The sequence below is a fragment of the Duganella sp. BJB1802 genome (assembly GCF_013369445.1).
GTDB lineage: Bacteria > Pseudomonadota > Gammaproteobacteria > Burkholderiales > Burkholderiaceae_D > Rugamonas > Rugamonas vulcania_A.
The window spans coordinates 291,893-317,448 of sequence record NZ_JABWEF010000008.1 but is presented as its reverse complement, the minus strand read 5'-3'; the positions used below and the strand labels follow the sequence as shown (position 1 = coordinate 317,448).

Sequence of the window (25,556 nt, the reverse complement as noted above, 5' to 3'; positions counted from 1 at the left end):
CCGGCCGCCACCAGCCGCGGGCCGGCCGCGGCGATGGCCAGCATCGCCGCGTTCAGCGCCTTGGGCGTGACCAGGGCCGGTTGCGTCAGCGCCACCGGAGCGGCTGCCGGCGCCAGCGCGCACGACGAGGCAAGCAACGCCGCCAGCGCCGTGCGGCGGGCCGCGTTTGGATTCAGAATGTTCATCGAACGCCCCTTCACTTAACGCGAGCCTTGGTTGGCCAGTTCCTCGGGGCCGAAATAGCTGGCCGGCAGGCGCGGGATGGTCTTGTACTGCGTGGCGAGATCGTTGGAGGCCTCGTTCAACAGATAGGCGCCGGTTTGCACGTTGTAGGTGCCCCACATGACGTTGCCCACCACGGCCGGCACGTCAGGCGCCAGCAGCGTCAGCGTGTAGTTGCCGCGCCAGATCTGGCCTTGTGCGTCGTAGCCATCCACCATGATGATCTGCCAGGTGTCTTCATCGAGGTAGTAGCGGCGCTTGGCGACGACGTGGCGTTTGCCCGGCATCAGGCTCGCCTCCACCTCCCACACGCGGTGCAGCTCCCACCGCACCAGATCCGGATTGAGGAACTGCGGGCCAACCAGGTCGCTGATCTTGGCCGATGCGGCGCGGTTGTTGTTATATGGGATGTACATCTCCTTCTTGCCGATCAACTTGAGCTCATGATGGTCGATAGGCCCGAACAGCATGAACGCTTCGTCGAACAGGCCGATGCCGGAGGTGACCGAGTCCGGCGTGTCGTAGGACACCGACGGCGCGCGGCGCACGCGGCGCTGGCCCACCAGGTATTGCCAGATGGCGCGCGGCTGCGCGTCGCTGATGCCGTCGTGGACCAGGATGCCTTCGCCGGCCTTGGACGCCGGCGCGCGCGTGATCAGGCGGCCGAACTGGTAGATGCCGTCGAACTTTTCCAGGCTGCCGTCCTTGAAGTAGTAGGGCCGCATGATGGTCTGTTCGGCCTCGGTGGCGGTGGCGCGCTTGCCGTCCGGCGTGACGATGGTGGTCCGCAGCGGGAACACGGTGGTCTCGCCGGTCCATGCCAGGCGGTGGTTCATCATGGCCTCGTAGCCGGTCTTCGGAATCGGGAACGGGATGCCGCCGAACGCGCCCTCCACCCCGAAGCCGCCGTCGATGGACTTGGCGCGGGTGGCGTTCTTGAAGGTGTTCTCATACACCCAGGCCGGCGCGCCGCCGGTGCGGTGGGTCGGGTAGACGTCGATGCGGTAGGTCGGATACTTCTTGAGCAGCGCGACGGTGGCGGCGGACAGCTTGGCCGCATATTGGTCGACGTTTTTGCCGGTGATGGCCAGCGTCGGTTTCTCGGCGGCGAAGGGATCGGCGCGGAAGTCGCCGGGCTTGAAGCCGGCGGGCACCTTGGCGTAGACGCCGTCCCAGGCCGGGATCGTGCCGTCCTTGTTGCTGGCCTTTTCGGCGCCCAGCGGAGTCAGGGTGGAGTGCAGCTTGGCCGCTTCGTCGGCGGTGACGGCGGCGCCGGCGTGCGGCAGGGCGAAGGCCAGTGCCAGTGCGGCGGCGAGATTCAGGGTCGTCTTCATTTTAGTTTTATCCTTAGAATGCGCGTTTGATGTTGAAGGAGATGTAATCGCGGTCCGCCAGCGACTGGGCGTAGCTCAGGACGGGCGTGTTGGTGGCCGGATTATTCTTCAGGAAGGTGCCGCTGCCGCCGAGGAAGCGCACGTAGCTGATGCCGAACTTCCAGTCCTGGTGGTAGGTGGCGTTGACGCCGATATTGAAGTCGCCGCCGTGCGAGCTGCCGCCGTTGAAGTTGAACACGGCGCGCGAACGGCCATCGATGTTGTAGCCGACGCCGATGGGGACCGACAGGTCGAGGCCATCGATCACCTGGTAGTAGGACGGCTCGAAGATCACACGCGCGGAGGTGGCGTCGCGCGTGGTGTTGGGATCGAGCGAGCCTTGCCAGGTGACGCTGGTGGCGCGGTTCCACGCCAACTCACCCAGCAGCGAGGCGCCCTGGAAGAACGGATTGGTCGGCATCACATAGATCGCCGACAGGTTGACGTGCGCCGTATTGCCGACCGCGTAGGCCGGATTGCCGCTGTTGTCGGCAAAGACGCCGGTGCCAGCGCGCGACAGGAAGTTGGGCGTCGGGTCACTGACCAGCGGCGTATTGCGGCGCACCGATACCTCGGCCGCCACGTTCGCGCCCAGCAGCACGGTGCTGGCGCTGGCGCCGAAGGTGCGGATGCCTTCCGCGTACACGGCCCGCACGGTGGATGGCGCGCCTGGCGGGAAGCCGGGCGCGAAGCCCAGGTAGAAGTAGGGCGTCTTGTCGTGGTAGCGCGCGGCGTAGAAGCCGTATTCGACGTCGGATCCGGCCGGCGAGAACTTGATCTGCACGCCCCCTTGGCCGGAGTTCTTGGCCTTCATGTCCGGCTGCGTGTAGAAGGCCGGCGCGCCGCTGTTGGTCGGCGCGACAAGGAAGGCGCTGCTGCCGGCGCCCGCCGCGTCGTAGGAACTGAGGTAGCTGCCGACGCCGGGGATCTGCGTTGGACGCCATTCGAATTGATAGTAGCCGCCGATCGACACATTCGGCAGCACCTGCAGCTGGCCCGATACCTGGTTGACCGGCCGCAGGATCTCCTTGAACTGCGCGCCCGGAACGCTGAGCAGCTTGACCAGGTCGACCGGTCCCTGCGCGTTGGCGATGCCGTTGGCGCCGAAGAACAGGCTCTCGCCGTATTGCAGCGTGTGGCGGCCGACGCGCACGGTGCCGGGCAGCTCGCCCAGCGATCCCTTGGCGAAGACGAAGGCGTCCAGCAGCTCGGCGTTGCGGCCGTGGAGCAGGCGGGTGCCGTCGGTGAACTCGTTGCCGGCCTTGCCGGTCAGCGTGGCCGCGTTGCTGGCGTAGGAGGCGTTGTCGTTGCTGCGGTTGTAGGAGGCGTCGTACCAGGCGGCGGCGCTGACGCGCACGCCCAGGTTGCGTGTGCCGGCGTCGAACTCGGACAGCCAGTCGATGCGGCTGGAGACGATGCCCTTGCGGCGGAAGTTCTGGTTGCCGTCGTCGATGTTATAGCCGGTGAAGTCGCCGGGGCCGGATGCCGGATAGCCGCCCGCCAGCAGGCGCGAGTCGGCGTCCTTGAGGCGGTAGGCGCCGCTGTATTTGAAGGTGTTGTTCCAGCTGATCTTGAGTTCGGGATTGGCGGTCTCGAATTCGTATGCGTGGGCGGCCGGCAGTGCGGCCGCCACGGCCAATGCCAACAGGGTTGGACTCAGGCGTTTGTTCGCTTGCATGGTTTGTCTCCTCGTTTTAGTTGTATGGCCGCTGACGCGCGGCCGGGCGGATGACTACATCAGATAAAGGTCGAAGCCAGTCCTCCATCCACGGGCAGGTTGATGCCGCTGATCCAGCGCGATTCGTCGCTGCACAGGAAGCTGATGGCGGCGGCCACTTCGTCGGCGTAGGCGGGGCGCTTCATGCGGTGGGCGTCGCGCTGCACGCGCTCCTCGCCCAGCATGGAGACGAAGTCGCCCAGGATGGGCGTGAAGACAGGGCCGGGAGCCACGCTGTTCATGCGTACCGAGTGCTGCATGAACCATTTCTGCGACTGGGCATAGGTCCAGACGATCAGCGCCTCCTTGAAGTACTGGTAGCAGGTGTCGGCCGGTACGGGATGCGCGTCCAGCCATGCCTGGCCTTCGGTGAAGCCGCGCACGGCGGCCAGCTGCTTGTGCAGCTCCAGCCGCTCCGGCCATTCCGCGCCAAGGATGGAGGCGACGTTGACGATGGAGCCGCCGGCCGGCATGCGCGGCAGCACGGCCTCGGTCAGGTGGCGCAGGCCGAGGTAGTTGACCCGCGCCAGCAGCGCGGGATCGGCGGTGCCGGGCACGCCGGCGATATTGCACAGCGCATCCACACGCTGCGGCAGCTGGGCGACGGCGGCGTCGATGCTGGCGGTCTGGCCCAGGTCGACGGAGATGAAGGCGTCCAGCGTCAGGCCAGGCTCGGTGCGGTCCATGCCGATCACGGTGGCGCCTTCGAAGCGCGCCAGGCGTGCCACTTCGGCGCCGATGCCGGATGCTGCGCCGGTGACGACGATGGTCTTGTTACGTAACTTCATATGGTCTCCTTGTTGTCGTTAAAAGGGATAGCGCGGCGCTTCGGTCTTCACCGTGAGCCACTGCCATTGGGTGAACTCGTCCCAGTCGGCGCTGCCGCCGTGGCGGCCGCCGTTGCCCGAGGTGCCGCCGCCGCCGAACGGCGCGTGCGCTTCGGCCAGCACTGTCTGGTCGTTGATGTGGGCGTGGCCGGCCGGCACGCGGTCGACGATGAACATCGCGCGTGCCAGCGTCGGCGTGATCACGCCCAGCGCCAGGCAGCCGGTGGTGGCGGAGGCCAGCTCGATGGCTTCCTGGTCGGTGTCGAACACGGTGACCGAGGCCACGGGGCCAAACAGCTCTTCCTCGAAGCAGCGCATGCCGGGGCGCACGCCGGTCAGCACGGTGGGCTGGTAGAACTGGTTTTCGTAGGTGCCGCCGGCCAGCAGGGTGGCGCCGGCGGCCACGCTGTCCTGCACGATGGCGTGCACGCGCTGGACCTGGCGGGCGCTGATCAGAGGCCCAAGCGCCACCGTGCCGCTCATCGGATCGCCCACCGGCAACTGGCAGGCCTTGGCCACAAGGCGTTCGATGACGGCGGCGGCGATGCCGCGCTGGAGCAGGATGCGGCCGGAGGCCATGCAGATCTGCCCTTGGTGCAGGTAGGCGCCCCAGGCCACGTTGGCGGCGGCGATGTCTGGATCGGCGTCGTCGAGGATGATCAGCGAGTTTTTGCCGCCCAGTTCCAGCGACATCTTCTTCAGGTTGCGGCCTGCCAGTTCGCCGATGCTGCGGCCCACGGCGGTGGATCCGGTGAAGGCGATCATGGCGATGTCGGGATGGCTGCACATCGCCTGTCCCGCTTCGGCGGCGCCGGCGAGCACGTGAAGCACGCCCTTGGGCAGGCCGGCTTCCTCGAAGATGCGGGCGATCAGCACGCCGCCGCTGACAGGCGTTTGCAGGTCCGGCTTGTGGACCACCGCGTTGCCGGTGGCGAGTGCCGGCGCGATCGAGCGGATCGACAGGATCAGCGGGAAGTTGAACGGCGAGATCACGCCGACCACGCCGTGCGGCATGCGTCGGGCGATGCTCATCTGGCCGCTGGCGGAGGCCAGCAGCTGACCCTTGGGCTGGGTGAGCATGGAGGCCGCTTCCTGCAGGTGGGCGCTGGCTTCGCGCAGTTCCAGGTCGGCCTTTGGGCGGATCGCGCCGGTCTCGCGGACGATCCATGTCGCCAGCTCGTCGTGGTGTTCGGCGATGACGGCTGCCGCGCGGCGGAAGATGGCGGCGCGTTCCTTGTAGTCGCTGGCGGCCCACGCGGCCTGCGCGGCGCGGGCCAGCGTGGCGGAACGCGCCACGTCGTCGGCGTCGGCCAGGCCGATGCGGCCCAGTTGTTCGCCCGTCGCGGGTTCGGTGAAGGTGTGGACGCCGCCATGGCTGGCGATCCAGTCGCCGGTGAAGATGCGGCCTTGCCAGATCGATGGACGTAAAAGCGCATTCGCGTTGGTCATGCTGTCTCCTTTGAATGATGGGTGGTGGGGAAGTCAGCCTCCTTGCACGCTAGTTGCATGAAGGTCTGCTTGCCGCTCTTGCCTTAGCTATTACAAGTTGTGTGCCAGCTCGTTGCGCGGCGTCGCTATTGCGGCGCACCATGCGGCGCCTGCGCTGGGCGTGGCGCCTGTTTTGACGGACCGTGCGCAGCGCAGTGCAGCAAAAAAGAAGAGGCGCCGGCGATTGATGAAATGATCAAATGGGAGAACTGCCGATGTATGATTTGGTAAAAGACGATGAAAGTGGAGACATGAGCAAACCCCCTCGCGTATCGCTGGCGGAGATGTCGCGCGTCAGCGGCAAGATGCTGCAGCATGGCGACAGCCAGCACCTGAAGGCCGGCGCCGCGCCCACGCTGGACGACCTGACGCAAAGCCTGCACTTCTCGCCCGGCGATGGCCGCATATGGCTCAATGGCCAGCGCATGCAGCTGCTGCATATCACGTCGCTCGGCGCGCTGCGGCGCGAACTGCTGGAGAGCATAGGGCCTGAGCGCACGCGCGGCCTGCTCACGCGGGTGGGCTATTCGGCCGGCGCGCGCGACGCGCAGCTGCTGCGCGAACGCTGGCCCGACGCGGAGCCGGGTTCGTTGTTCGCGGCCGGTCCGCGCATGCATTCGCTGGAAGGCGCGGTGAAGGTGGAGCCGCTGCATTTCGAATTCGACTTCGAACGCGGCACCTACCACGGCGAATTCCTGTGGCACCACTCCAGCGAGGCCGAGGTGCACGCGGCCGATTTCGGCATCGGCACCGAGCCGGCCTGCTGGATGCAGACCGGCTACGCCATCGGCTATACCAGCGCGATGATCGGGCGGCTGACCATCTACCGCGAAATCGAATGCACATCGATGGGCCACAAGCACTGCCGCCTGATCGGCAAGCCGGCCGACGAGTGGGACAACGTGGAAGAGGACCTGCGCTTCCTGAACGCGGAATCGTTCGTCAGCACCACGGCCTACGGCGGGCCGGGCCAGCACCAGCAGGCGGCGCCGCTGCCCGGCGACGACGGACGCGCATACGGCGAGAAGGAGATGGTGGGCGTGTCGTCGGCCTTCAACGCGGCCTGCCACATGCTCAAGCGCGTGGCGCCGACCGCCGCCACGGTGCTGTTCACCGGCGAATCGGGCGTCGGCAAGGAGCTGTTCGCCTACATGCTGCACCAGATCGGCGCCCGCAAGGAGCAGCCGTTCGTGGCCGTGAACTGCGCGGCGATTCCCGAGACGCTGATCGAATCCGAACTGTTTGGCGTGGAGCGTGGCGCCTTCACGGGCGCCAGCCAGTCGCGGCCCGGCCGCTTCGAGCGGGCGTCCGGCGGCACGCTGTTCCTCGACGAGATAGGCACGCTTAGCCTGGTGGCACAGGGGAAGCTGCTGCGCGCCTTGCAGGAGGGCGAAATCGAGCGGGTAGGGGGCGTGCGCAGCGTGAAGGTGGACGTGCGGCTGGTGGCGGCCACCAACGTCGATTTGCGCGAGGAGATCCGGCAGGGGCGCTTCCGCGAAGACCTGTTCTTCCGCCTGAACGTATTCCCCATCCGCCTGCCGCCGCTGCGCGATCGGCGCGACGACATCCCGCTGTTGATGGGCTACTTCATGCGCCACTACGGGCAAAAGCACCAGCGCCGCGTGACCGGCTTCACGGCGCGCGCGGTCGATGCGCTGCTCAACTATCACTTCCCGGGGAATATCCGCGAGCTGCAAAACCTGGTGGAGCGGGGCGTCATCTACGCCGACGAGGATGGTCCCATCGATCTGCCGCACCTGTTCACCAGCGGCGAGGAGTCGCAGACCTCATACTTCTCGCTGGCGCAGACCGGGCGGCTGACCAGCCATGATGCGCCGGCGGCTCCCTCGGGCGCCTTGCTCGACGTACTGCCCGGGATGCTGCGGCAGCAGGCCGCGGAACAGGGCCAGGAGCAGAACTGGTCGCTGGACCATCTGGAAAGCACGCTGATACTGGCGGCGGTGAAGCGCGCGGACGGCAACCTGTCGGCGGCGGCGCGCATGCTGGGCCTGACGCGGCCGCAGCTCTCCTACCGCATGAAGAAGCTGCAGCAGGGCTGACGCGCGCTCACTCCAGGTAGATCTTCTGCAGCAGCTCGATGAGCTGCGCACGCTCGGCGTCGGTCAGCGCCGACGTCGCATCCGTTTCCAGCTCGCTGGCGGTTTTTTCCGCCTTGGTGCACATGGCCAGGCCCGCCGGCGTGAGCACCAGCGTTTGCGAACGCCGGTCCAAAGGGCTCCGCTGGCGCAGCAGCAGCCCACGGTCCTGCAGCCTGTCGAGCAGGATGGCCAGATTGGGCGGCGATACGTTCACCGCCGCCGACAAGCGCTTCTGGTTGATGTTGGGATTGGCCTTGAGCAGACTCAGTACGCTGAAATCCACCGGCCGCAGCTCGTACTTCGCCATGCGCTTCTCGAACAGCGGCATGATGCGGATGTAAGCCCGGCGGCAGTTATAACCCACCAGATCCTGTAGCACACGCTGGTCCAGCGGCTGCTCGGCCGCCTCCTGGACGGCGTCGATGAGTTCAATCTTCTTTTTCTTGGGCTGCGTTGTCATGTTCGGATTCTAGCAAAGAAGCGGCTTCCGGGCCATCCTGATGCTTGCAATCTCCCGAAAATGCGTATAGTCTATAATCATTATAAAACATAACTAATTATCTCAACACCATCCATCGAGGAGACACGATGAAACGTAGTGTGCTTACCGCCGTATTGTTCACCGCATTGGCCGCCGGCGCGGCCCAAGCCCAGGAGCCGATCCGCATCGGCGTCATCGCCGCGCTCACCGGGCCGTTCGCCAACACCGGCAAGCCGTTCGAGGACGGCATCAAGACCTATATGCAGCAATTCGGCGACCAGGTGGCCGGCCGGAAGATCGAGATCATCTACCGCGACGACGGCGGCACCAATGTCGACCAGTCCAAACGCGCCGCGCAGGAGCTGATCACGCGCGAACGCGTGAGCTTCCTGATCGGCTTCTCGCTGACGCCGAGTGCCATGGCGGTGGCGCCCATCGCCACCCAGGCCAAGATGCCGATGATCGTGATGAACGCCGTCACCAACGGCATCACCGCCAAGTCGCCCTACATGCTGCGCACCAGCATGACGATGCACCAGATGACCGGGCCGTTCGGCGCCTGGACGGCGAAGAATAAGATCGGCAAGGTCTACACGCTGGTCAGCGACTACAGCACCGGCCTGGATGCCGAGGCGCGCTTCACCAAGGAGTTCAACGCCGGCGGCGGCAAGGTGGTGGGTTCGGCCCGCGCTCCGCTCGCAAATCCCGACTATTCGCCGTTCATCCAGCGCATCAAGGATGAAAAACCGGATGCGCTGTTCTTCTTCGCGCCCGGTGTCGAGGACGGCATCGGCCTGCTGAAGGCCTTCAGCGACAAGGGCCTGGACAAGGCGGGCATCAAGTTCCTCGGCGTGGGCGACATGACCAGCGAGACGCCGACGCTGGAAGCATTGGGCGACCGCGCATTGGGCGCGGTGACAGTGCTGAATTATGCGCCGACCCTGGACAATGACGTCAACAAGGCCTTCCTGAAAGCCTACGCGCAGACGAATCCAAACCGGCCGCCCGCCACCTTCGTTACCGTGGCGGCCTACGACACCATGGGCATGATCTACGAAACCATCCGCAAGCTGGGTGGATCGGTCACCGGCGACAAGGCCATGCAGGTGCTGGCCGGGATGAAGCGCGACAGTCCGCGCGGGCCGATCAGCATCGACCCCGCCACCCGCGACATCGTGCAGAACATGTACATCCGCGAAGTGAAGAAGGTCAACGGCAAACTGGTGAACGAACCTATCGCAGTGCTGCGCGACGTCAGCCCAAACTAAGGAGATATTCCATGGAGATCGAACGACGTGTCTTGAAGGGCGCGCCGCTGGCGGCGCTTTGCCTGTCGGCTGTGACGCTGAGCGCCTGCGGTGGCGATGGTGGCAGCAAGTCCGATGGAGCCGTGGCCCTGCCGCAGCTGACCGCGGCCACCGCCGGAAAGCTCGGCTCCTGCGCCGACCTGGCCAGCCGCATCTCCTATCCCAACACGACCATCGCCAGCGCGGCCTCGGTGGCCGCCGGCGTGTTGACGGTGGCCGGCAAGCCGGTGCCGGCGCACTGCCTGGTGAAGGGGTCGATGTTCCAGCGGACCGGCACGGTCGATGGGCAAAGCTACGCGATCGGCTTCGAGATGCGGCTGCCGGTGGACTGGAACGGCCGCTTCTTCTACCAGGCCAACGGCGGCCTTGACGGCGCTGTTGTCACGGCCACCGGCGACGTGGGCGGCGGCGGGCAATTGGACAATGCGCTGAACCAGGGCTTCGCCGTGATCAGCTCCGACGCCGGCCACGGCGCGGCCACGCCGCTGTTCGGCCTCGATCCGCAGGCGCGGCTGGACTACGGCTACCAGGCCTCCGGTAAGCTGGCGCCAATGGCGAAGAGCGTGATCCAGACCGCCTACGGCAAGGGTCCGGACCGTTCCTACTTCGGCGGCTGCTCCAACGGCGGCCGTCATACGATGGTGGCTGCGGCCCGCTACGGCGAGCAGTTCGACGGCTATCTGGTCGGCGATCCGGGCTTCCGTCTGCCGCTGGCGGCCATCGCCAACATCGCTGGCGGCCAGACGTATGCCGCGCTGGCGAGCACGCCGGGCGACATTTCGACCGGCTTCACGGCGGCGGAACGCGCGCTGGTATCCAACGCGGTGCTGGACAAATGCGATGCGCTGGACGGCGCCAAGGATGGCCTGGTGCAGGACACGAGCGCTTGCCAGGCCGCGTTCAATCTGGATCGCGATGTGCCGTCCTGCGGCGCGCAAGGCCGCGACGGCACCTGTCTCAGCGCGGCGCAGAAGACGTTGATCGGGCAGCTGTTCACGGGCGCGCTCACGAGCAGCAAGACCAAGTTCTATTCAAGCTTCCCGTACGACGCGGGCCTGGGCACCGGCAACTGGGCGTTCTGGAAGTTCTTCAGCCCCCTGCAGCTGGATTCTGGCGCGGTGGCGATGATCTGGAAGGTACCGCCGGTGAATCCGGCGACCTTCAACGGCGCCACCTTCGCGCTGACGTCCAGCATCGATACGCTGCTGGCGCAAGTCGCGGCGACCGATGGCACCTACACGGAAAGCGCGATGTCCTTCATGCTGCCGCCGCACCTGACCGACTACAGCACCGTGAAGAACCGTGGCGCCAAGATGATGCTGTACCACGGCACCAGCGATCCGATCTTCTCCAGCGACGACACCAAGGCATGGTATGACAATCTGCGCGCCGCGAACGGCGGCGATGCTTCCGGCTTCGCGCGCTACTACCAGGTGCCGGGCATGAACCATTGTTCCGGCGGACCGGCCACTGACCAATTCGACATGCTGACGCCTTTGGTGAACTGGGTAGAGAAAGGCCAGGCGCCGGAACGTGTGGTGGCCAGCGCGCGCGGCGCGGGCAACGCCGGCGGCGCCAATGCCGACGTACCGGCGTCGTGGTCGGCCACGCGCACCCGGCCGCTGTGCCCCTATCCGCAGGTAGCGAAGTACAACGGCAGCGGCAGCATCGAGGACGCCGCCAACTTCAGCTGCAAATAGAAGGGTGGACGGTTTACTTGCCCGGGTCTTTCTGGTTGGTGAACTGGTCGAATTCGACGTTATAGAATTCGCCGCCGACCTTTTCGACCTTGCGCACGTAGACCGTCTGCACGATGTCGCGCGTCTGCGGATCGATGCCGATCGGGCCGCGCGGGCTGTTGAGCTTCATGGTCTTCAGGATGGCCATGGCCTTGTCGCCATCGATCATGCCGTTCAATTTGCGCGACACCTCGTAGATCGCCGCCATGCCGTCATACGCCGCCACGGCCATGAAGTTCGGCCGACCCGCGCCGGGATTGGCCGACTCAAAACTCTTCAGGAAGGCGGCGTTCTCCGGCGACTTGTGCGCGGCCGAATAGTGGAAGGTGGTGATCACGCCCAGCGTGGCGTCGCCCATGGCCGGCAGCACGTGGTCGTCGGTCAGGTCGCCGGTGGCGATGACCTTGATGCCCGCAGCGGCCAGCCCGCGCTCGCGGTAGCCCTTCATGAAGGCGATGCCTTGCTCGCCGGCCGGCACGAAGATGAACACCGCGTCCGGCTTGGCGTCCTTGATGCGCTGGATGTAGGGCGCGAACTCCGGATTGCGCAGCGGGACGCGGATCGCTTCCGTCACCGCGCCGCCGCCTTTGACCAGTTCATTCTTGAAGGCGGCTTCGGCGTCGATGCCGGGGCCGTAGTCCGCCACCAGCGTCACCACCTTCTTGATGTTGTTCTTCGCCGCCCATGTGGCCATCGGCGCGGAGATCTGCGGCAGCGTCATCGAAAAGCGCACGATGTAGTTGGACTTGGTGGTGATGACCGAGGTGGCGGCGTTCATGATGATCATCGGCTTCTTCGCCTGCTCGGCGATGGGGGCCACCGCCAGCGCTTCCGGCGTCAGGCCGAATCCGGCCAGGAAGTCCACCTTGTCGCGCACCACCAGCTCCTGCGCCAGCCGCTTGGCGATTTCCGGCGAAGGGCCGGTGGTGTCCTTGTAGATGATTTCGATCTTCTTGCCGGCGACGCTGGCGCCGTTCTGCGCCATCCATGCCTTGATGCCGCCCTCCATCTGCTTGCCGTAGTCGGCGAAGGGGCCGGAGAAGGCGGCGATCACGCCGACCTTGATGGTGTCTTCGGCCTGCGCCGACGGCATCGCGGACCACGCGCCGGCGGCGAGTGTCGCAATTGCTACAAATTTTTTGATCGTCATGCTGGTCTCCTGTGTTGTTCTGTTTTCTCTATGAAGAATGGCGCGGCGTGCTGTGCGGCGGCGGCGATGGCTTCAATTCTGCCACGCGGCGTTTGTTGACAGCGCAGCGCTTCGTGCATAGTATCTAATCTATGTGCGATTAACAACCTATTGTTCGATTACCGCACATCTTAAAAATAACGACTGTCAAATAACAGGAGACTGGAATGAAGAACGCAATCCGATGCGCTGCGGCGCTGCTGGCTGGGGTCAGCGCATCCGGCGCCATGGCGCAAAGCAGCGTCACGGTGTACGGCCTTGTAGATACGGGGCTGGTTTATACGACCAACGCCAACGCCGCCGGCGCCAGCATCACCAAGATGCCATCGTTGACGGGTTCCTTCCCGTCGCGCCTGGGCTTCCGGGGCAGCGAGGACCTGGGCGACGGCCTGCAGGCGGTGTTCACGCTGGAGATGGGGCTGTCGATGGACACCGGCACCATGGGGCAGGGCAACCGCCTGTTCGGCCGCCAGGCGTCGGTGGGATTGAAGGGCGCGTTCGGCACGGTGACCTTGGGCCGCCAGATCAACATGACCTACATCGCCGGGCAGAAGGCGGACGTGCTGGGTCCTCACCTGTTCGCGATCGGCAGCATCGATCCCTACCTGCCGAACGCCCGCAGCGACAACGCCATCGGCTACCTCGGTAACTTCAACAACTTCGTGGTCGGCGCCACCTACAGCACCGGGCGCGATGCGTCGGCTGCGGGCGGTCCGGCCGCCACGGGCTGCCCGGGCGAAGTGGCCGGTAATTCCAAGGCCTGCCGCCAGATCACCGGCCTGATAGGCTACGAGACCGCGGAGTATGGCCTGAACACGTCCTACGACATCATGTACGGTAACGTCGGCGCGGCGGGTGGCCTCACCAGCAGCGACAACAGCGACAAGCGCATCACCGTCAACGGCTATGCGAAGGTTGGTGCGGGCAAGATCGGCGCCGGCGTCGTCGACCGCACCACGCGCGCTGTCACCGGCCTGACTGAATCGGATCTGTACTTCCTGGGTGTGAGCTATCCGGTCACGCCGTTCTCCACGCTGGATGTGCAGGTGGCGCGCCGCGACACCAAGAACAGCAGCTCGGACGTCGACATGGTGGTGGCCCGCTTGACCTACTACCTGTCCAAGCGCACCGCCGTGTATGGCGCCTTGGGCCGCATGAAGAACTCCGGCACGTCCGCCGTGGCGCTGGATGCCGGCGGCACCGTGGGCGCGGGGCTGACGCAGAACGGCGTGATGGCCGGCCTGCGCCACAGCTTCTAAGGCAGCAGTATCGAGAGTTCCTGGGCTCCGCGCAGCAGCACGGGCAGGAACTCTTTCTCCAGTTGCTTGACGCTGACGCGCGAAGCCTGCGCGCCCACGTTGAGCGCCGCCAGCACCGTGCCGGACGCACCGCGCACCGGCACGGCGATGGAGCGCAGTCCCAGTTCCAGCTCCTCGTCGTTGATGGCGTAGCCGGCCTGGCGCACTCCGGCCAGGATCTCGCGCAGGCGCTTCTGGTTGACCACCGTGTTTTCCGTCATCGGCCGCAGCGCGGTGCGGGCCAGGTACTGGTCCAGCTCCGCCGGCGGCAGGTGCGCCAGCATCACGCGGCCCAGCGAGGTGCAGTAGGCGGGCAGGCGGCTGCCGGTGTTCAGCGCCACCGACATCACCCGCGATGTGGCGGCGCGCGCCACGTAGAGCACCTCGTCGTCATCCAGCACCGCCAGCGAACTCGATTCGTTCAGGGCGCGGCTGATGTTGTTGAGGTAGGGCTGGGCCGACACCGTCAACGGCGTCGACGACAGGTAGGAATACCCCAGCGTGAGCACCTTCGGGCGCAGCGAAAAATTGTTCAACTCCGCATCCACATATCCCAGCTCGCGCAGCGTGTGCAGACAGCGCCGCACGGCGGCGCGCGGGATGCCGGTTTTCTGGCTGATGTTGGCGATGGTCTGCGGCTTGCGCGAATCGCTGAAGGCGCGCACCACGGCCAGGCCGCGCGCCAGCGAGGTCATGAAACTGGGATCGGTCAGCGCGTCGATCTGTTCGGAGATGCTCGGTTCGCGCTCCGGCTCGGCCTCGGCGACGCGGGTTTTGGGTTTGGTGGTCTTGGACATGGCGTGATTTTAATGCAGCCGGCGCGTTCGATAGGTGTTTTTTTGTTGACCGTGCCGCGTTTACGTTGCTACACTGGCTGTGCGGTAATCAATCATTAGTTCGATTATCGCACACTGAAACGAAAAGGCAGGCATATGATCGATAAAACATTTGCATCACTGGAGCGCGCCGTGGCTGACATCCACGACGGCGCGACGGTCATGATCGGCGGCTTCGGCAACGCCGGCATGCCGTCCGCGCTGATCGACGCGCTGATCGCGCAGGGCGCGCGCGAGCTCACCATCGTCAACAACAACGCCGGCAACGGCGAGACCGGGCTGGCCGCGCTGCTCAAGGCCAAGCGGGTGCGCAAGATCATCTGCTCCTTCCCGCGCCAGACCGACTCCCATCACTTCGACGCGTTGTACCGCGCCGGCGAGATCGAGCTGGAACTGACCCCGCAAGGCAACCTGGCCGAACGCATACGCGCCGCCGGCGCCGGCATCGGCGGCTTCTTCTCGCCCACCGGCTACGGCACGCTGCTGGCCGAGGGCAAGGAGACGCGCCTGATCGACGGCCGCCACTACGTGCTGGAGTCGCCGATCCACGCCGACTTCGCGCTGATCAAGGCTCTGCGCGGCGACCGCTGGGGCAACCTGGTGTACCGCAAGACCGCGCGCAACTTCGGTCCCATCATGGCGATGGCGGCCAAGACCACCATCGCCCAGGTGCAGCAGGTGGTGGCGCTGGGCGAGCTCGATCCCGAAGTGATCGTCACCCCCGGCATTTTTGTCCAGCGCGTAGTGAAGGAATCGGCATGACCAGCAAATACACCCGCGACCAGATGGCCGCCCGCGTGGCGCAGGACATTCCCGAAGGCGCCTACGTCAACCTGGGCATCGGCCTGCCGACCAAGGTCGCCGACCACCTGCCGGCCGAGCGCGAAGTATTCCTGCACAGCGAGAACGGCCTGCTCGGCATGGGCCCCGCGCCTGCGCCTGGCGAGGAGGACGAGGACCTGATCAACGCCGGCAAGCAGCCGGTCACGCTGCTGACGGGCGGCGCCTACTTCCACCATGGCGACTCCTTCGCCATGATGCGCGGCGGCCACCTGGACGTCTGCGTGCTGGGCGCCTTCCAGGTGGCGGCCAACGGCGACCTCGCCAACTGGCACACCGGCGCGCCGGACGCGATACCGGCCGTCGGCGGCGCGATGGACCTGGCGATCGGCGCCAAGCAGGTGTTCGTGATGATGGAGCACCAGACCAAGAACGGCGACAGCAAGATAGTCAGCCAGTGCAGCTATCCGCTGACCGGCGTGGCCTGCGTCAACCGCATCTACACCGACCTGGCCGTGCTGGACGTGACACCGGAGGGCCTGGCCGTGCGCGAGATGGCGCCGGGCTTGAGTTTTGAAGAACTGCAGGCCGCCACGGGCGCGCCTTTGCTGCGGTTGAAATAGGAGAGTACGACATGAACGAAGCATATATCTGCGATGCGGTCCGCACCCCGATAGGCCGCTACGGCGGCGCGTTGAAGGACGTGCGCGCCGACGACCTGGGCGCCGTGCCGCTGCGAGAGCTGATGCGCCGCAATCCCGGCGTGCAGTGGGAGGAAGTGGACGACGTGATCTACGGCTGCGCCAACCAGGCCGGCGAGGACAATCGCAACGTGGCGCGCATGTCGGCGCTGCTGGCCGGGCTGCCGCAGGAGGTTCCTGGTTCCACCGTCAACCGCCTGTGCGGCTCGGGGATGGACGCCATCGGCACGGCGGCGCGCGCGATCCAGGCCGGCGACGCCTGCCTGATGATCGCCGGCGGCGTGGAGTCGATGACGCGCGCGCCTTTCGTCATGGGCAAGCCCGATGCGGCGTTCAGCCGCAACGCGTCGCTGCAGGACACCACCATGGGCTGGCGCTTCATCAACAAGGCGCTGAAGGAGGCCTACGGCGTGGAGACGATGCCGGAGACGGCGGAAAACGTCGCGCAGGATTACGGCATCAGCCGCGCCGACCAGGATGCGTTCGCGCTGGCGAGCCAGAACAAGACCGCGATCGCCATCGCCGAAGGCATCTTCGAGCGCGAGATCGTGCCGGTCGCGCTGCCGCAAAGCCGCCGCGCGGCGGACGCCGAGCCTGTGCTGTTCAAGCAGGACGAGCATCCGCGCGCCACCACCATCGAGGTGCTGGCCAAGCTGAAAGGCGTGGTGCGGCCCGAGGGCAGCGTCACCGCCGGTAATGCCTCCGGCATCAACGACGGCGCCTGCGCGCTGCTGATCGCCAGCAGCGAAGCGGCCGGACGCCACGGTCTCAAACCGCTGGCGCGCATCGTGGGCATGGCGACGGCCGGCGTGGCGCCGCGTGTGATGGGCATAGGCCCGGTGCCGGCGGTGCAAAAGCTGCTGCGCCAGACCGGCCTGACGCTGGAACAGATGGACGTCATCGAATTGAACGAAGCCTTCGCCGCGCAAGGGCTGGCGGTGCTGCGCCAGCTTGGCCTGCGCGACGACGACGCCCGCGTCAATCCCAACGGCGGCGCCATCGCGCTGGGCCATCCGCTGGGCATGAGCGGTGCGCGCCTGGTCACCGCGGCGACTTACCAGCTGCATCGCAGCGGCGGCCGATATGCGCTGTGCACGATGTGTATCGGTGTGGGGCAGGGCATTGCGATGATCATCGAAAGAGTGTGATTCAATGTAGTTTGTAGAGAAGTGGTGGAGACAAAAAAATGTATAAGACAATTCAAACGAGGAGGCGGATATGCTAGCCAATTTCGCCGGCGTGCTGTTCGACGGCATCGCCTACGGCAGTCTGCTGTTCCTCATCAGTGTCGGGCTGTCGGTCACGATGGGCATGATGAACTTCATTAACCTGGCCCACGGCGCCTTTGCCATGTTGGGTGGCTACGTCAGCGTGACGGTGCTGTCGCGGCTCGGCGTGCCGTTCCTGGCCTCGCTGCCGCTGGCCTTCCTGGCCTCCGCTGCTGCGGGATTGGTGTTGGAACGGCTGTTGTACCGCCGCCTGTACCGCGCCAGCCACCTGGACCAGGTGCTGTTCTCGATAGGACTGACTTTCATGTCGGTGGCCGGTGCGACCTGGTTGTTCGGCCCTTCGCAGCAGCCGGTGACGCTGCCGGACTGGCTGCGCGGCCAGGTGCCGTTGTTCGGTCTTGAGGTTGGCGCCTATCGCCTGTTCCTGATCGGCGTGGTGGTGCTGGTCACGGTGGCACTGGGCCTGCTGATCGAGCGTACCCGCTTCGGCGCGCAGATCCGCGCCTCGGTCGACAACCAGACCGCGTCCGCAGGCCTGGGCATCAACGTGGGACTGGTGTTCAGCCTGACCTTCGCGCTGGGTTCCGGCCTGGCAGGCCTGGGCGGCGGCTTGGGTATCGACGTATTGGGCCTGGACCCGACGTTCCCGATCAAATACATGGTCTACTTCCTGCTGGTCGTTGCCGTGGGCGGTGCGGGCACCATCAAGGGGCCGCTGCTGGCGGCCGTGATCCTCGGCGTGTTCGACGTGGCCGGCAAATACTACGTGCCGCAGATCGGCGCCTTCGTCATCTACGGCTTGATGGTGGTGCTGCTGATCCTGTTCCCCGCTGGCCTGATCAGGAGGAAAGCATGAACGCCTTCGCTGAAGTGGAAGTCAAACCGGCGCCCGCCGCCGTCAACAAGGTGCAGAGCATGAGCCAACTCCGTTTGCCGCACGACCGCTGGTCGCCGCTGGAAATCGCCTTCTGGCTGCTGCCGGTGGTCGCGTATTTTGCCTTCCCCGGCTATCTGGTGTTGATCAGCCAGATCATGATCGTCGGCCTGTTCGCATTGTCGCTGGACCTGATGCTGGGCTATGCCGGCATCGTCTCGCTGGGCCACGCCGCCTTCTTCGGGCTGGGCGCGTACACCGCCGGGCTGCTGTCGGTACACGGCTGGAGCGAGCCATTCAGCGGCCTGCTGGCCGGCGCGGTGGTGGCGGGGCTGTTCGGCTTCGTCGTCTCCGTCCTGGTGGTGCGCGGCCAGGACCTCACGCGCCTGATGGTCACGCTGGGCATCGGCCTGATGCTGTTCGAGGCTGCCAACAAGGCTTCCTTCCTCACCGGTGGCGTGGACGGCTTGTCCGGCATGGTGGTCGGTAAATTGTTCGGCGCCTTCGAATTCGATTTGAACGGCAACGTGGCTTTCTGCTACAGCTTCGCTGTGCTGTTCATCGTGTTCGTGGTGCTGCGCCGGGTGGTGAAGTCGCCGTTCGGTTTGAGCCTGGTCGGCATTCGCGAAGGCGTGCGGCGCATGCCGGCGCTGGGCGTGAACGTCAATCGCCGCCTGGTGGCCGTGTTCACGCTGGCCGCCACGGTGGCCGGACTGGCGGGCGCGCTGCTGGCGCAGACCACGCAGTTCGTCGGCCTGGATTCGCTGGGCTTTCCGCGTTCGGCCGAGCTGCTGATCATGCTGGTGCTGGGCGGGACCGGCCGGCTATATGGCGCGCTGGTCGGCGCCGCCGTGTTCATGCTGGCGCAGGACTACATCGCCGGCCTCAATCCGGCCTACTGGCAGTTCTATATCGGCCTGTTGTTGATGGTGATCGTGCTGTTCGCGCGTGGCGGCATCCTCGGCGGCCTGGAAAAATTGGCGTCGCGTTTTAAACGGAAGGAGCAGGAATGAGCCAGGACATCACACTGCGCACGGAAGGCTTGACCAAGCGTTGGGGGCCGTTCGTCGCCAACAGCGATGTAAGCCTGACCTTCGAGCCGGGCGCGCGCCATGCGCTGATCGGCCCCAATGGCGCCGGCAAGACCACCTTCATCAACCTGCTCACGGGCGGCTTCATGCCCAGCAGCGGCAAGGTCTACCTGGGCGGCGAGGACATCACGCACCTGCCGCAGCACCAGCGCGTACGGCGCGGCATGACGCGCACGTTCCAGCTCAACACCCTGTTCGCCGGCATGACGGTGCTGGAATCGGTGGCGCTGGCGGTGTGCGAGCGTCGCGGCCTGCAATCGGTGTGGTACAAGACGGTCGCCAAACACGCCGACGTGATCGACGAGGCGATGGCCTTGCTGGCCACGCTGAAGCTGACCGACCAGGCCAACAGCGTCACGCGCAGCATGGCCTACGGTAAGCAGCGGCTGGTGGAAATCGCCCTGGCGCTGGCGACCAAGCCGCGCATCCTGCTGCTGGACGAACCGGCGGCCGGCATTCCGCAGGCGGAGAGCAAGGAGCTGTTCGAAGTGCTGGCGCAGTTGCCGCGCGATGTGACGGTGCTGTTCATCGAACACGATATGGGCTTGGTGTTCCGCTTCGCCGATCGCATCACGGTGCTCGTTGGCGGCAAGGTGCTGACTGAGGGTACGCCGGCGGAGATCGCGGCCGACCCGCGCGTCAAGGAAGTCTATCTGGGGGAGGCCGAACATGGCTGAATTGCTGGTGCTTGATAAAGTCACCGCCGGTTACGGCGAGTCCATCGTGCTGGAGGATGTGTCGTTCGCGCTGAACGAGGGCGACAGCCTGGCGCTGTTGGGCCGCAACGGCGTGGGCAAAACCAGCCTGCTGGTGACGCTGATGGGATTGACGCGGCTGCACGGCGGCGGTATCCGCTGGGCCGGCGGCGACATCGCGCGCATGCCCACGCACCGGCGCTCGCGCGCGGGCCTGGGCTGGGTGCCGCAGGAACGGCATATGTTCCCGTCGCTGACGGTGGAGGAGCATCTGACGGTGGTGGCGCGGCCCGGCCGCTGGAACCTGCAAAAGATCTACGAGATCTTCCCGCGGCTGGCGGAACGGCGCGCCAACATGGGCAACCAGTTGTCCGGCGGCGAGCAGCAGATGGTGGCGATCGCCCGCGCGCTGATGACCAATCCGCGCATCCTGCTGCTGGACGAGCCGATGGAGGGACTGGCGCCCATCATCGTGCAGGAGCTGGTGCGGGTGATACGGCGGCTGGTGAAGGAGGAGGGCATGTCGGTGATCGTGGTCGAGCAGCATGCGCGGCTGGCGTTGTCGCTGACGCAGCGCGCCATCGTGCTCGATCGCGGCCGCATCGTGCACGACTCCGACAGCGCCAGCCTGCTGGCCGACGGCGACAAGCTCGATCGCCTGGTCGCCGTGGCCTGATGTCGCCAATGTAGGCGGCTTATTTGGGCTTGTAGATGCCGGCGCCGACGGTGTACTTATCCTCGGCCTGGCGGATATAGGAGGTCTTGTCCTCCAGCGCCTTGGTGACGGGATTGACCCAGACGTAATCGACCCAGCCGGGTTTCTTCGACTGGGCGATATCCCGCATCTCCTGCACGAACTTCTTGCCGTTGGCGTCCTTCAGCTGGGACATGTCCTTGCCGTTCATCTTGGGCGTATTGGCGTGGCAGACCATCACCATTTGCGCATCCTGGACGAACACGTACAAGTCCCCCTGTATAAAGCCGCCCTTAGGATCGGCGAAGTCCTTGCATGCCTGTTCTATCCCTTTTTTCTGTATGTTGGCCACGGCCTTGTCCACCAGGGCGATGGCGTCGGCCTTGGTGGCGGTTTGCGCGAGGACCGGCAGGGCGGGTGCCAGCAGCGCGGCGGTCAGGCCGGCGATAACGTAACGTTTCATGACGTCTCCTGTTGTGATGGTAGCGGCATTCTGCGATGCCGCCACCAGCTTACCGCGCGCGCGGCCGGCGCGCCAGCTTACTTTTTATCGTAGATGCCGACGCTGACCATGTATTTTTCATCCACCCTCTGGATAAAGGCGGACTTGGGTTCCAGCGCCTTGGAGGTCGGATTGGGCCACACATAGTCCACCCATCCCGGCTTCCCGGACTGGGCGATCTTCTTCATCTCCTGGGTGAAGTATTTGCCGTTGGAGTCCTTCAATTCGGTCATGTCCTTGCCGTTCATTTTAGGCAGCAGCGGATGGCAGACCATCTTGCACTGCATGTCCTGCACCACGACATACACGTCGCCCTGGATGTATCCGGCCTTGGGGTCGGCGAACTGTTTGCAGGCCTGCTCCACGCCGACTTTCTGGATGGTGGCCACCGCTTTTTCCGCGAGTTCGGTGGCGGCGGTCCTGGCGGCGTTTTGTGCGAGCGCGGGCAGGGCGGGTGTAAGCAGCATGGCGGTCAGGCCGGCGATGGCGTAGCGTTTCATGGGGTCTCCTGTTGTGGTTATCGGTCCACCCGAACGACGGGCGGCCAATCCCATGATACTTGAACCGTGTGCGATTAAAATACCTTTGTGCGGCAACCGAACACTATGTTTTTTCATCCCTCATCGCGCGTCGCGGGTGAGACGCTGCTCAACGGCGCCCGGCTTTGCTCGTTGTTTTCCTGCACAAGCTTGGTCAGCAGCGCCATGAATTGCAGCTGCTCCGCGCCGGTCAACGGCGCCAGCAAACGTCGGCGCAAGCGCTGGGAACCGGGGATCAAATCGCTCAGCAGCTGTTCGCCCGCGCCGGTGATGGTGAGGGCGCGCTGGCGGCGGTTGGTTGGAATCACGGTGCGCGTCAGCAGGCCTTTTTCCTCCAGGCGCGCGCAGACTGTGGCGCCGGTCGAGGTGTCGATGCCGCTGATGGCCGACAGCGACACCTGGTCGATGCCTCCGTGGCTTTCAAGATTGCGCAGCATCGCGTACTGCACCGGCGTCAGCTCGCTGCCCATTTCGTCGTAAAAAATCGACACCGAGATTTGCTGCGCGCGCCGCAGCAAGTGGCCCGGATGTTCGAATAGGCTGGTCAACTGACTCTCTGTTTCTGGCATGGCGTGGTCTCTGCAAAAAGAATTCATCCCGGCTGTTTACATCGCCGGTTTACGGACTATACTCTACAACATTCAGTACACTGAATGATAACCAAAACAAGGAGACGCGATGTACCCAAAAAATACCTGGTATGTGGCCTGTACCCCGGACGAAATCGAGACCAAGCCGCTGGGGCGCCAGATCTGCGGCGAGAAGATCGTGTTCTATCGCGGCGCCGAAGGCAAGGTCGCGGCGGTGGAGGATTTCTGCCCGCACCGCGGTGCGCCGCTGTCGCTGGGCTTTGTGCGCGACGGCCAGCTGGTGTGCGGCTACCATGGCCTGGAGATGGGCTGCGACGGAAAGGTGATCAGCATGCCGGGCCAGCGCGTGCGCGGCTTCCCCTGCATCCGCAGCTATCCGGTGGAGGAGCGCTACGGCTTTATCTGGGTCTGGACCGGCGACCGTGAACTGGCCGACCCAAACTTGATCCATCATCTGGAATGGGCGGACAATCCGGCTTGGGCCTACGGCGGCGGCCTGTATCACATCAACTGCGAATACCGCCTGATGATCGACAACCTGATGGATCTCACGCACGAGACCTATGTGCACGCGTCGAGCATCGGCCAGAAGGAGATCGACGAGGCACCCGTCAATACCAGGGTGGAGGGCGAGCAGGTGATCACCAGCCGCTACATGGAGAACATCATGGCGCCGCCGTTCTGGCGCGCCGCGCTGCGCGGCAACGGCTTGGCGGACGATGTGCCGGTGGACCGCTGGCAGATCTGCCGCTTCACGCCACCGAGCCATGTGATGATCGAAGTGGGCGTGGCCCACGCGGGCAAGGGCGGCTACGACGCCGCGCCGGAGCACAAGGCGTCCAGCATCGTGGTCGACTTCATCACTCCGGAAACCGAAACCTCGCACTGGTACTTCTGGGGCATGGCCCGCAACTTCAAACCGGACGACAAGGAACTGACCGACAGCATCCGCACCGGCCAGGGCAAGATCTTCGGCGAGGACCGCGAGATGCTGGAGCTCCAGCAGGCCAACATCCTGCGTCATCCGGAGCGCAAGCTGCTGATGCTGAACATCGATGCCGGCGGCGTGCAGTCGCGCCGCGTGCTGGACCAGTGGATGGAGAAGGAGCAGGGCGCATGAGCGGCGGCTTGCTGCAAGTGCGCGTCGAGCGCCGGCACGCGGAGGCCGAGGATATCTGCAGCTATGAACTGGTCAGTGCCGACGGCGCGGCGCTGCCGGCTTTCACCGCTGGCGCGCATATCGACGTGCATGTCGGCCCAGGCCTGGTGCGGCAGTACTCTCTGTGCAATCCGCCGCATGAACGCCACCGCTACCTGATCGGCGTGCTGCGAGATCCGTCGTCGCGCGGCGGTTCGAAAGGCATGCATGACGACGTGCGGGCCGGCGCCACGCTGCAAATCAGCGAACCGAAGAACCACTTTCCGCTGGCCGATGCTGAACAGAGCCTGCTGCTGGCCGGCGGCATCGGCGTCACGCCCATCCTGGCGATGGCGGAGGCGCTGTCGGCGCGCGGCGCGGCGTTCCAGATGCATTACTGCGCACGCTCGCCAGAACGCACCGCGTTCCGCCAGCGCATCGCCGCCGCACCGTTCGCGGCGCAGGTGCACTTCCACTACGACAGCGGCGACGCCGCGCAAAAGCTCGACCTGCCCGCGCTGCTGGCGCAACTGGATCGCAAGACTCACATCTACCTGTGCGGCCCCGCCGGATTCATCGACCACGTCAAAGCGGCGGCCAAGGCGCAGGACTGGCCGCATGACCAGCTGCACCTTGAATACTTCGGCGCCTCCGCCGTGCCGGCAACCGATGGCGACCAGCCGTTCGAAGTGAAGCTGGCGTCCAGCGGCAAGGTGTACGCCATCCCGGCCGGCACCACCGTGCTGCGCGTGTTGAACGACGCCGGCGTGTTCATTCCCGCCTCGTGCGAGCAGGGTGTGTGCGGCACCTGCCTGACGCGCGTGCTGGACGGCGTGCCGGATCACCGCGACCTGTACCTCGAGGAGTCGGAGCAAGCCGCCAACGACCAGTTCACCCCTTGCTGTTCCCGTTCCAAGACCCCCACGCTGCTGCTGGACTTATAAAAAAGAGGAGACACCATGCCAGACCGTATCAACCACCAACGCCGCCACCTGCTGTTGGGCGCCGCCGCCTTGTCGGCAGGCGCGCTGCCCACGTTCGCCCGCGCCGCTGAGCCGCTGAAGGTCGGCCTGATCGTGCCGATGTCCGGACCTTTCGCCTCCACCGGCCGCCAGATCGAGGCGGCGGTCAAGCTGTACATGCGGCAGAACGGCGCCAGCGTGGCCGGGCGCCCGATCGAGATCATCCTCAAGGACGATGGCGGCGTGGCCCCGGACGTGACCAAGCGCCTGGCGCAGGAACTGGTCTCGCGCGACAAGGTGCAGGTGCTGGCCGGCTTCGGCCTAACACCGCTGGCCTTCGCCGCCGCGCCGGTCGCCACCCAGGCCAAGGTGCCGATGATCGTTATGGCCGCCGCCGCATCTGCTGTGCCGCAGCGGTCCCCATACATCGTGCGGACCGGCTTCACGCTGGCGCAGGTGACGGCGCCGATGGCGCATTGGGCGTCCAAAAACAAGATCAGGAGCGCGGTGACCCTGGTCAGCGATTATGGACCGGGGCTGGATGCGGAAAAGGTGTTCGTCAAAGGCCTGCTTGAAGGCGGCGGCAAGGTGGCCGACAGCCTGCGGGCGCCGCTGCGCAACCCGGACTACGCGCCGTTCCTGGCGCGGGTGCGGGACTTGAAACCGGATGCGTTGTTTGTGTTCGTGCCGTCGGGCGAGGGCGCGGCGGTGCTCAAGCAGTTCACCGAACGCGGACTGGCCGCCGCCGGCATCCGGCTGATCTGCACCGGCGATGTGCTGGACGACGATCTGATGGCGAGCATCGGCCAGGCCGCTGCCGGTGTGGTCAGCAGCCACCATTACTCGGCTGCGCATCCTTCGGCTGAGAACAAGGCGTATGTGGAAGCCTTCGGCAAGGCCAATCCCGGCATGCGGCCCAACTTCCATTCGGTCGGCGCCTACGACGGCATGCACCTGTTGTACCAGGCGCTCAAGCAGACCAACGGCGACAGCGACGGCGACAAGCTGCTGGCGGCGATGAAGGGCATGGCGTGGACCAGCGTGCGCGGCCCGGTCAGCATCGACGCCGCCACGCGCGATATCGTGCAGACCGTGTACATCCGCAAGGCCGAGGCCAACGCGGGCTCCTACTTCAACATCGAGTTCGACCAGACCGACAAGGTGCGCGATCCGGGCGTGTAACGC

24 protein-coding genes and 1 pseudogene are annotated in these 25,556 nt (G+C 65.5%); 14 read left to right on the top strand and 11 right to left on the bottom strand.

The window, feature by feature from the left end; all coding sequences use genetic code 11:
- The 5 genes and pseudogenes from HUX88_RS15380 to HUX88_RS15360 form a co-directional block, all read right to left on the bottom strand.
- Positions 1 to 185: pseudogene (locus tag HUX88_RS15380) on the bottom strand (glycosyl hydrolase); the annotation flags it as partial.
- Between the two features lie 15 nt (positions 186 to 200).
- A complete protein-coding gene (locus HUX88_RS15375; RefSeq protein ID WP_176362341.1) occupies positions 201 to 1,556 on the bottom strand; it encodes a DUF1329 domain-containing protein in 1,356 nt (451 codons plus the stop codon).
- Positions 1,557 to 1,569: 13 nt separating this feature from the next.
- Positions 1,570 to 3,273: a DUF1302 domain-containing protein gene (locus HUX88_RS15370; protein ID WP_176362340.1), complete on the bottom strand. Its 1,704-nt coding sequence runs from the start codon at positions 3,271 to 3,273 to the stop codon at positions 1,570 to 1,572.
- Positions 3,274 to 3,332: 59 nt separating this feature from the next.
- Positions 3,333 to 4,100, bottom strand: coding sequence for a coniferyl-alcohol dehydrogenase (locus HUX88_RS15365; protein ID WP_176362339.1), 768 nt, complete (start codon positions 4,098 to 4,100; stop codon positions 3,333 to 3,335).
- Positions 4,101 to 4,118: 18 nt separating this feature from the next.
- Positions 4,119 to 5,588, bottom strand: coding sequence for a benzaldehyde dehydrogenase (locus HUX88_RS15360; protein ID WP_176362338.1), 1,470 nt, complete (start codon positions 5,586 to 5,588; stop codon positions 4,119 to 4,121).
- Positions 5,589 to 5,878: 290 nt separating this feature from the next.
- Here HUX88_RS15360 and HUX88_RS15355 point away from each other — a divergent pair, with 290 nt between their 5' ends.
- Positions 5,879 to 7,687, top strand: coding sequence for a sigma-54-dependent Fis family transcriptional regulator (locus HUX88_RS15355; RefSeq protein ID WP_117011133.1), 1,809 nt, complete (start codon positions 5,879 to 5,881; stop codon positions 7,685 to 7,687).
- A 7-nt stretch (positions 7,688 to 7,694) separates the two neighbouring features.
- Here the strand turns inward: HUX88_RS15355 and HUX88_RS15350 are convergent, their stop codons facing one another.
- Positions 7,695 to 8,186, bottom strand: a complete 492-nt coding sequence (locus HUX88_RS15350; protein ID WP_176362337.1) for a MarR family winged helix-turn-helix transcriptional regulator — start codon at positions 8,184 to 8,186, stop codon at positions 7,695 to 7,697.
- Positions 8,187 to 8,314: 128 nt separating this feature from the next.
- Here HUX88_RS15350 and HUX88_RS15345 point away from each other — a divergent pair, with 128 nt between their 5' ends.
- Both HUX88_RS15345 and HUX88_RS15340 read left to right on the top strand, forming a co-directional pair.
- On the top strand, positions 8,315 to 9,475 hold the full coding sequence (locus tag HUX88_RS15345; RefSeq protein ID WP_176362336.1) for an ABC transporter substrate-binding protein: 1,161 nt from the start codon (positions 8,315 to 8,317) through the stop codon (positions 9,473 to 9,475).
- An 11-nt stretch (positions 9,476 to 9,486) separates the two neighbouring features.
- The gene (locus tag HUX88_RS15340) at positions 9,487 to 11,214 is read left to right on the top strand and encodes a tannase/feruloyl esterase family alpha/beta hydrolase (protein WP_176362335.1); all 1,728 of its coding nucleotides are present in this window, start codon (positions 9,487 to 9,489) and stop codon (positions 11,212 to 11,214) included.
- A 13-nt stretch (positions 11,215 to 11,227) separates the two neighbouring features.
- On the opposite strand, the gene HUX88_RS15335 is transcribed toward HUX88_RS15340, so the two are convergent.
- Entirely contained in the window at positions 11,228 to 12,346 is a 1,119-nt protein-coding gene (locus HUX88_RS15335; RefSeq protein ID WP_373886801.1) for an ABC transporter substrate-binding protein, read from the bottom strand.
- Positions 12,347 to 12,609: 263 nt separating this feature from the next.
- Here HUX88_RS15335 and HUX88_RS15330 point away from each other — a divergent pair, with 263 nt between their 5' ends.
- Positions 12,610 to 13,701 (top strand): porin, encoded by a 1,092-nt coding sequence (locus tag HUX88_RS15330; RefSeq protein WP_117011128.1) that lies wholly within the window; start codon positions 12,610 to 12,612, stop codon positions 13,699 to 13,701.
- Here HUX88_RS15330 and HUX88_RS15325 read toward each other — a convergent pair.
- A complete protein-coding gene (locus HUX88_RS15325; RefSeq protein ID WP_161097690.1) occupies positions 13,698 to 14,537 on the bottom strand; it encodes an IclR family transcriptional regulator C-terminal domain-containing protein in 840 nt (279 codons plus the stop codon). The genes HUX88_RS15330 and HUX88_RS15325 overlap by 4 nt on opposite strands.
- Positions 14,538 to 14,672: 135 nt before the next feature.
- Here HUX88_RS15325 and HUX88_RS15320 point away from each other — a divergent pair, with 135 nt between their 5' ends.
- The 7 genes from HUX88_RS15320 (at position 14,673) to HUX88_RS15290 (ending at position 20,622) form a co-directional block, all read left to right on the top strand.
- Entirely contained in the window at positions 14,673 to 15,338 is a 666-nt protein-coding gene (locus HUX88_RS15320) for a 3-oxoacid CoA-transferase subunit A (RefSeq protein WP_161084137.1), read from the top strand.
- A complete protein-coding gene (locus HUX88_RS15315) occupies positions 15,335 to 15,979 on the top strand; it encodes a CoA transferase subunit B (RefSeq protein ID WP_161097691.1) in 645 nt (214 codons plus the stop codon). Before HUX88_RS15320 ends, HUX88_RS15315 begins: the two co-directional genes overlap by 4 nt.
- A gap of 11 nt (positions 15,980 to 15,990) precedes the next feature.
- Positions 15,991 to 17,205: a 3-oxoadipyl-CoA thiolase gene (gene pcaF / locus HUX88_RS15310; protein WP_117011124.1), complete on the top strand. Its 1,215-nt coding sequence runs from the start codon at positions 15,991 to 15,993 to the stop codon at positions 17,203 to 17,205.
- Between the two features lie 70 nt (positions 17,206 to 17,275).
- On the top strand, positions 17,276 to 18,142 hold the full coding sequence (locus tag HUX88_RS15305; RefSeq protein ID WP_117011123.1) for a branched-chain amino acid ABC transporter permease: 867 nt from the start codon (positions 17,276 to 17,278) through the stop codon (positions 18,140 to 18,142).
- On the top strand, positions 18,139 to 19,173 hold the full coding sequence (locus HUX88_RS15300; RefSeq protein WP_176362333.1) for a branched-chain amino acid ABC transporter permease: 1,035 nt from the start codon (positions 18,139 to 18,141) through the stop codon (positions 19,171 to 19,173). Before HUX88_RS15305 ends, HUX88_RS15300 begins: the two co-directional genes overlap by 4 nt.
- Complete coding sequence (locus HUX88_RS15295) at positions 19,170 to 19,928, top strand: ABC transporter ATP-binding protein (RefSeq protein WP_117011121.1); 759 nt, start codon at positions 19,170 to 19,172, stop codon at positions 19,926 to 19,928. Before HUX88_RS15300 ends, HUX88_RS15295 begins: the two co-directional genes overlap by 4 nt.
- Positions 19,921 to 20,622, top strand: coding sequence for an ABC transporter ATP-binding protein (locus HUX88_RS15290; RefSeq protein ID WP_176362332.1), 702 nt, complete (start codon positions 19,921 to 19,923; stop codon positions 20,620 to 20,622). The genes HUX88_RS15295 and HUX88_RS15290 overlap by 8 nt, the downstream gene beginning before the upstream one ends.
- A 19-nt stretch (positions 20,623 to 20,641) precedes the next feature.
- On the opposite strand, the gene HUX88_RS15285 is transcribed toward HUX88_RS15290, so the two are convergent.
- From HUX88_RS15285 to HUX88_RS15275, 3 genes are all read right to left on the bottom strand, one after another.
- On the bottom strand, positions 20,642 to 21,103 hold the full coding sequence (locus HUX88_RS15285) for a cache domain-containing protein (protein ID WP_117011119.1): 462 nt from the start codon (positions 21,101 to 21,103) through the stop codon (positions 20,642 to 20,644).
- A gap of 77 nt (positions 21,104 to 21,180) precedes the next feature.
- Positions 21,181 to 21,642, bottom strand: coding sequence for a cache domain-containing protein (locus HUX88_RS15280; protein WP_176362331.1), 462 nt, complete (start codon positions 21,640 to 21,642; stop codon positions 21,181 to 21,183).
- 113 nt (positions 21,643 to 21,755) lie between these two features.
- Positions 21,756 to 22,250, bottom strand: coding sequence for a MarR family winged helix-turn-helix transcriptional regulator (locus HUX88_RS15275; protein ID WP_117011117.1), 495 nt, complete (start codon positions 22,248 to 22,250; stop codon positions 21,756 to 21,758).
- A gap of 109 nt (positions 22,251 to 22,359) precedes the next feature.
- Between HUX88_RS15275 and HUX88_RS15270 the strand changes: the two genes are divergently transcribed.
- The 3 genes from HUX88_RS15270 to HUX88_RS15260 are packed head-to-tail and all read left to right on the top strand — an operon-like array spanning position 22,360 to position 25,553.
- Complete coding sequence (locus HUX88_RS15270; RefSeq protein ID WP_117011116.1) at positions 22,360 to 23,391, top strand: aromatic ring-hydroxylating dioxygenase subunit alpha; 1,032 nt, start codon at positions 22,360 to 22,362, stop codon at positions 23,389 to 23,391.
- Positions 23,388 to 24,353: a PDR/VanB family oxidoreductase gene (locus HUX88_RS15265; RefSeq protein WP_176362330.1), complete on the top strand. Its 966-nt coding sequence runs from the start codon at positions 23,388 to 23,390 to the stop codon at positions 24,351 to 24,353. Before HUX88_RS15270 ends, HUX88_RS15265 begins: the two co-directional genes overlap by 4 nt.
- 15 nt (positions 24,354 to 24,368) lie before the next feature.
- Entirely contained in the window at positions 24,369 to 25,553 is a 1,185-nt protein-coding gene (locus tag HUX88_RS15260) for an ABC transporter substrate-binding protein (RefSeq protein ID WP_176362329.1), read from the top strand.
- Positions 25,554 to 25,556 lie beyond the last annotated feature (3 nt).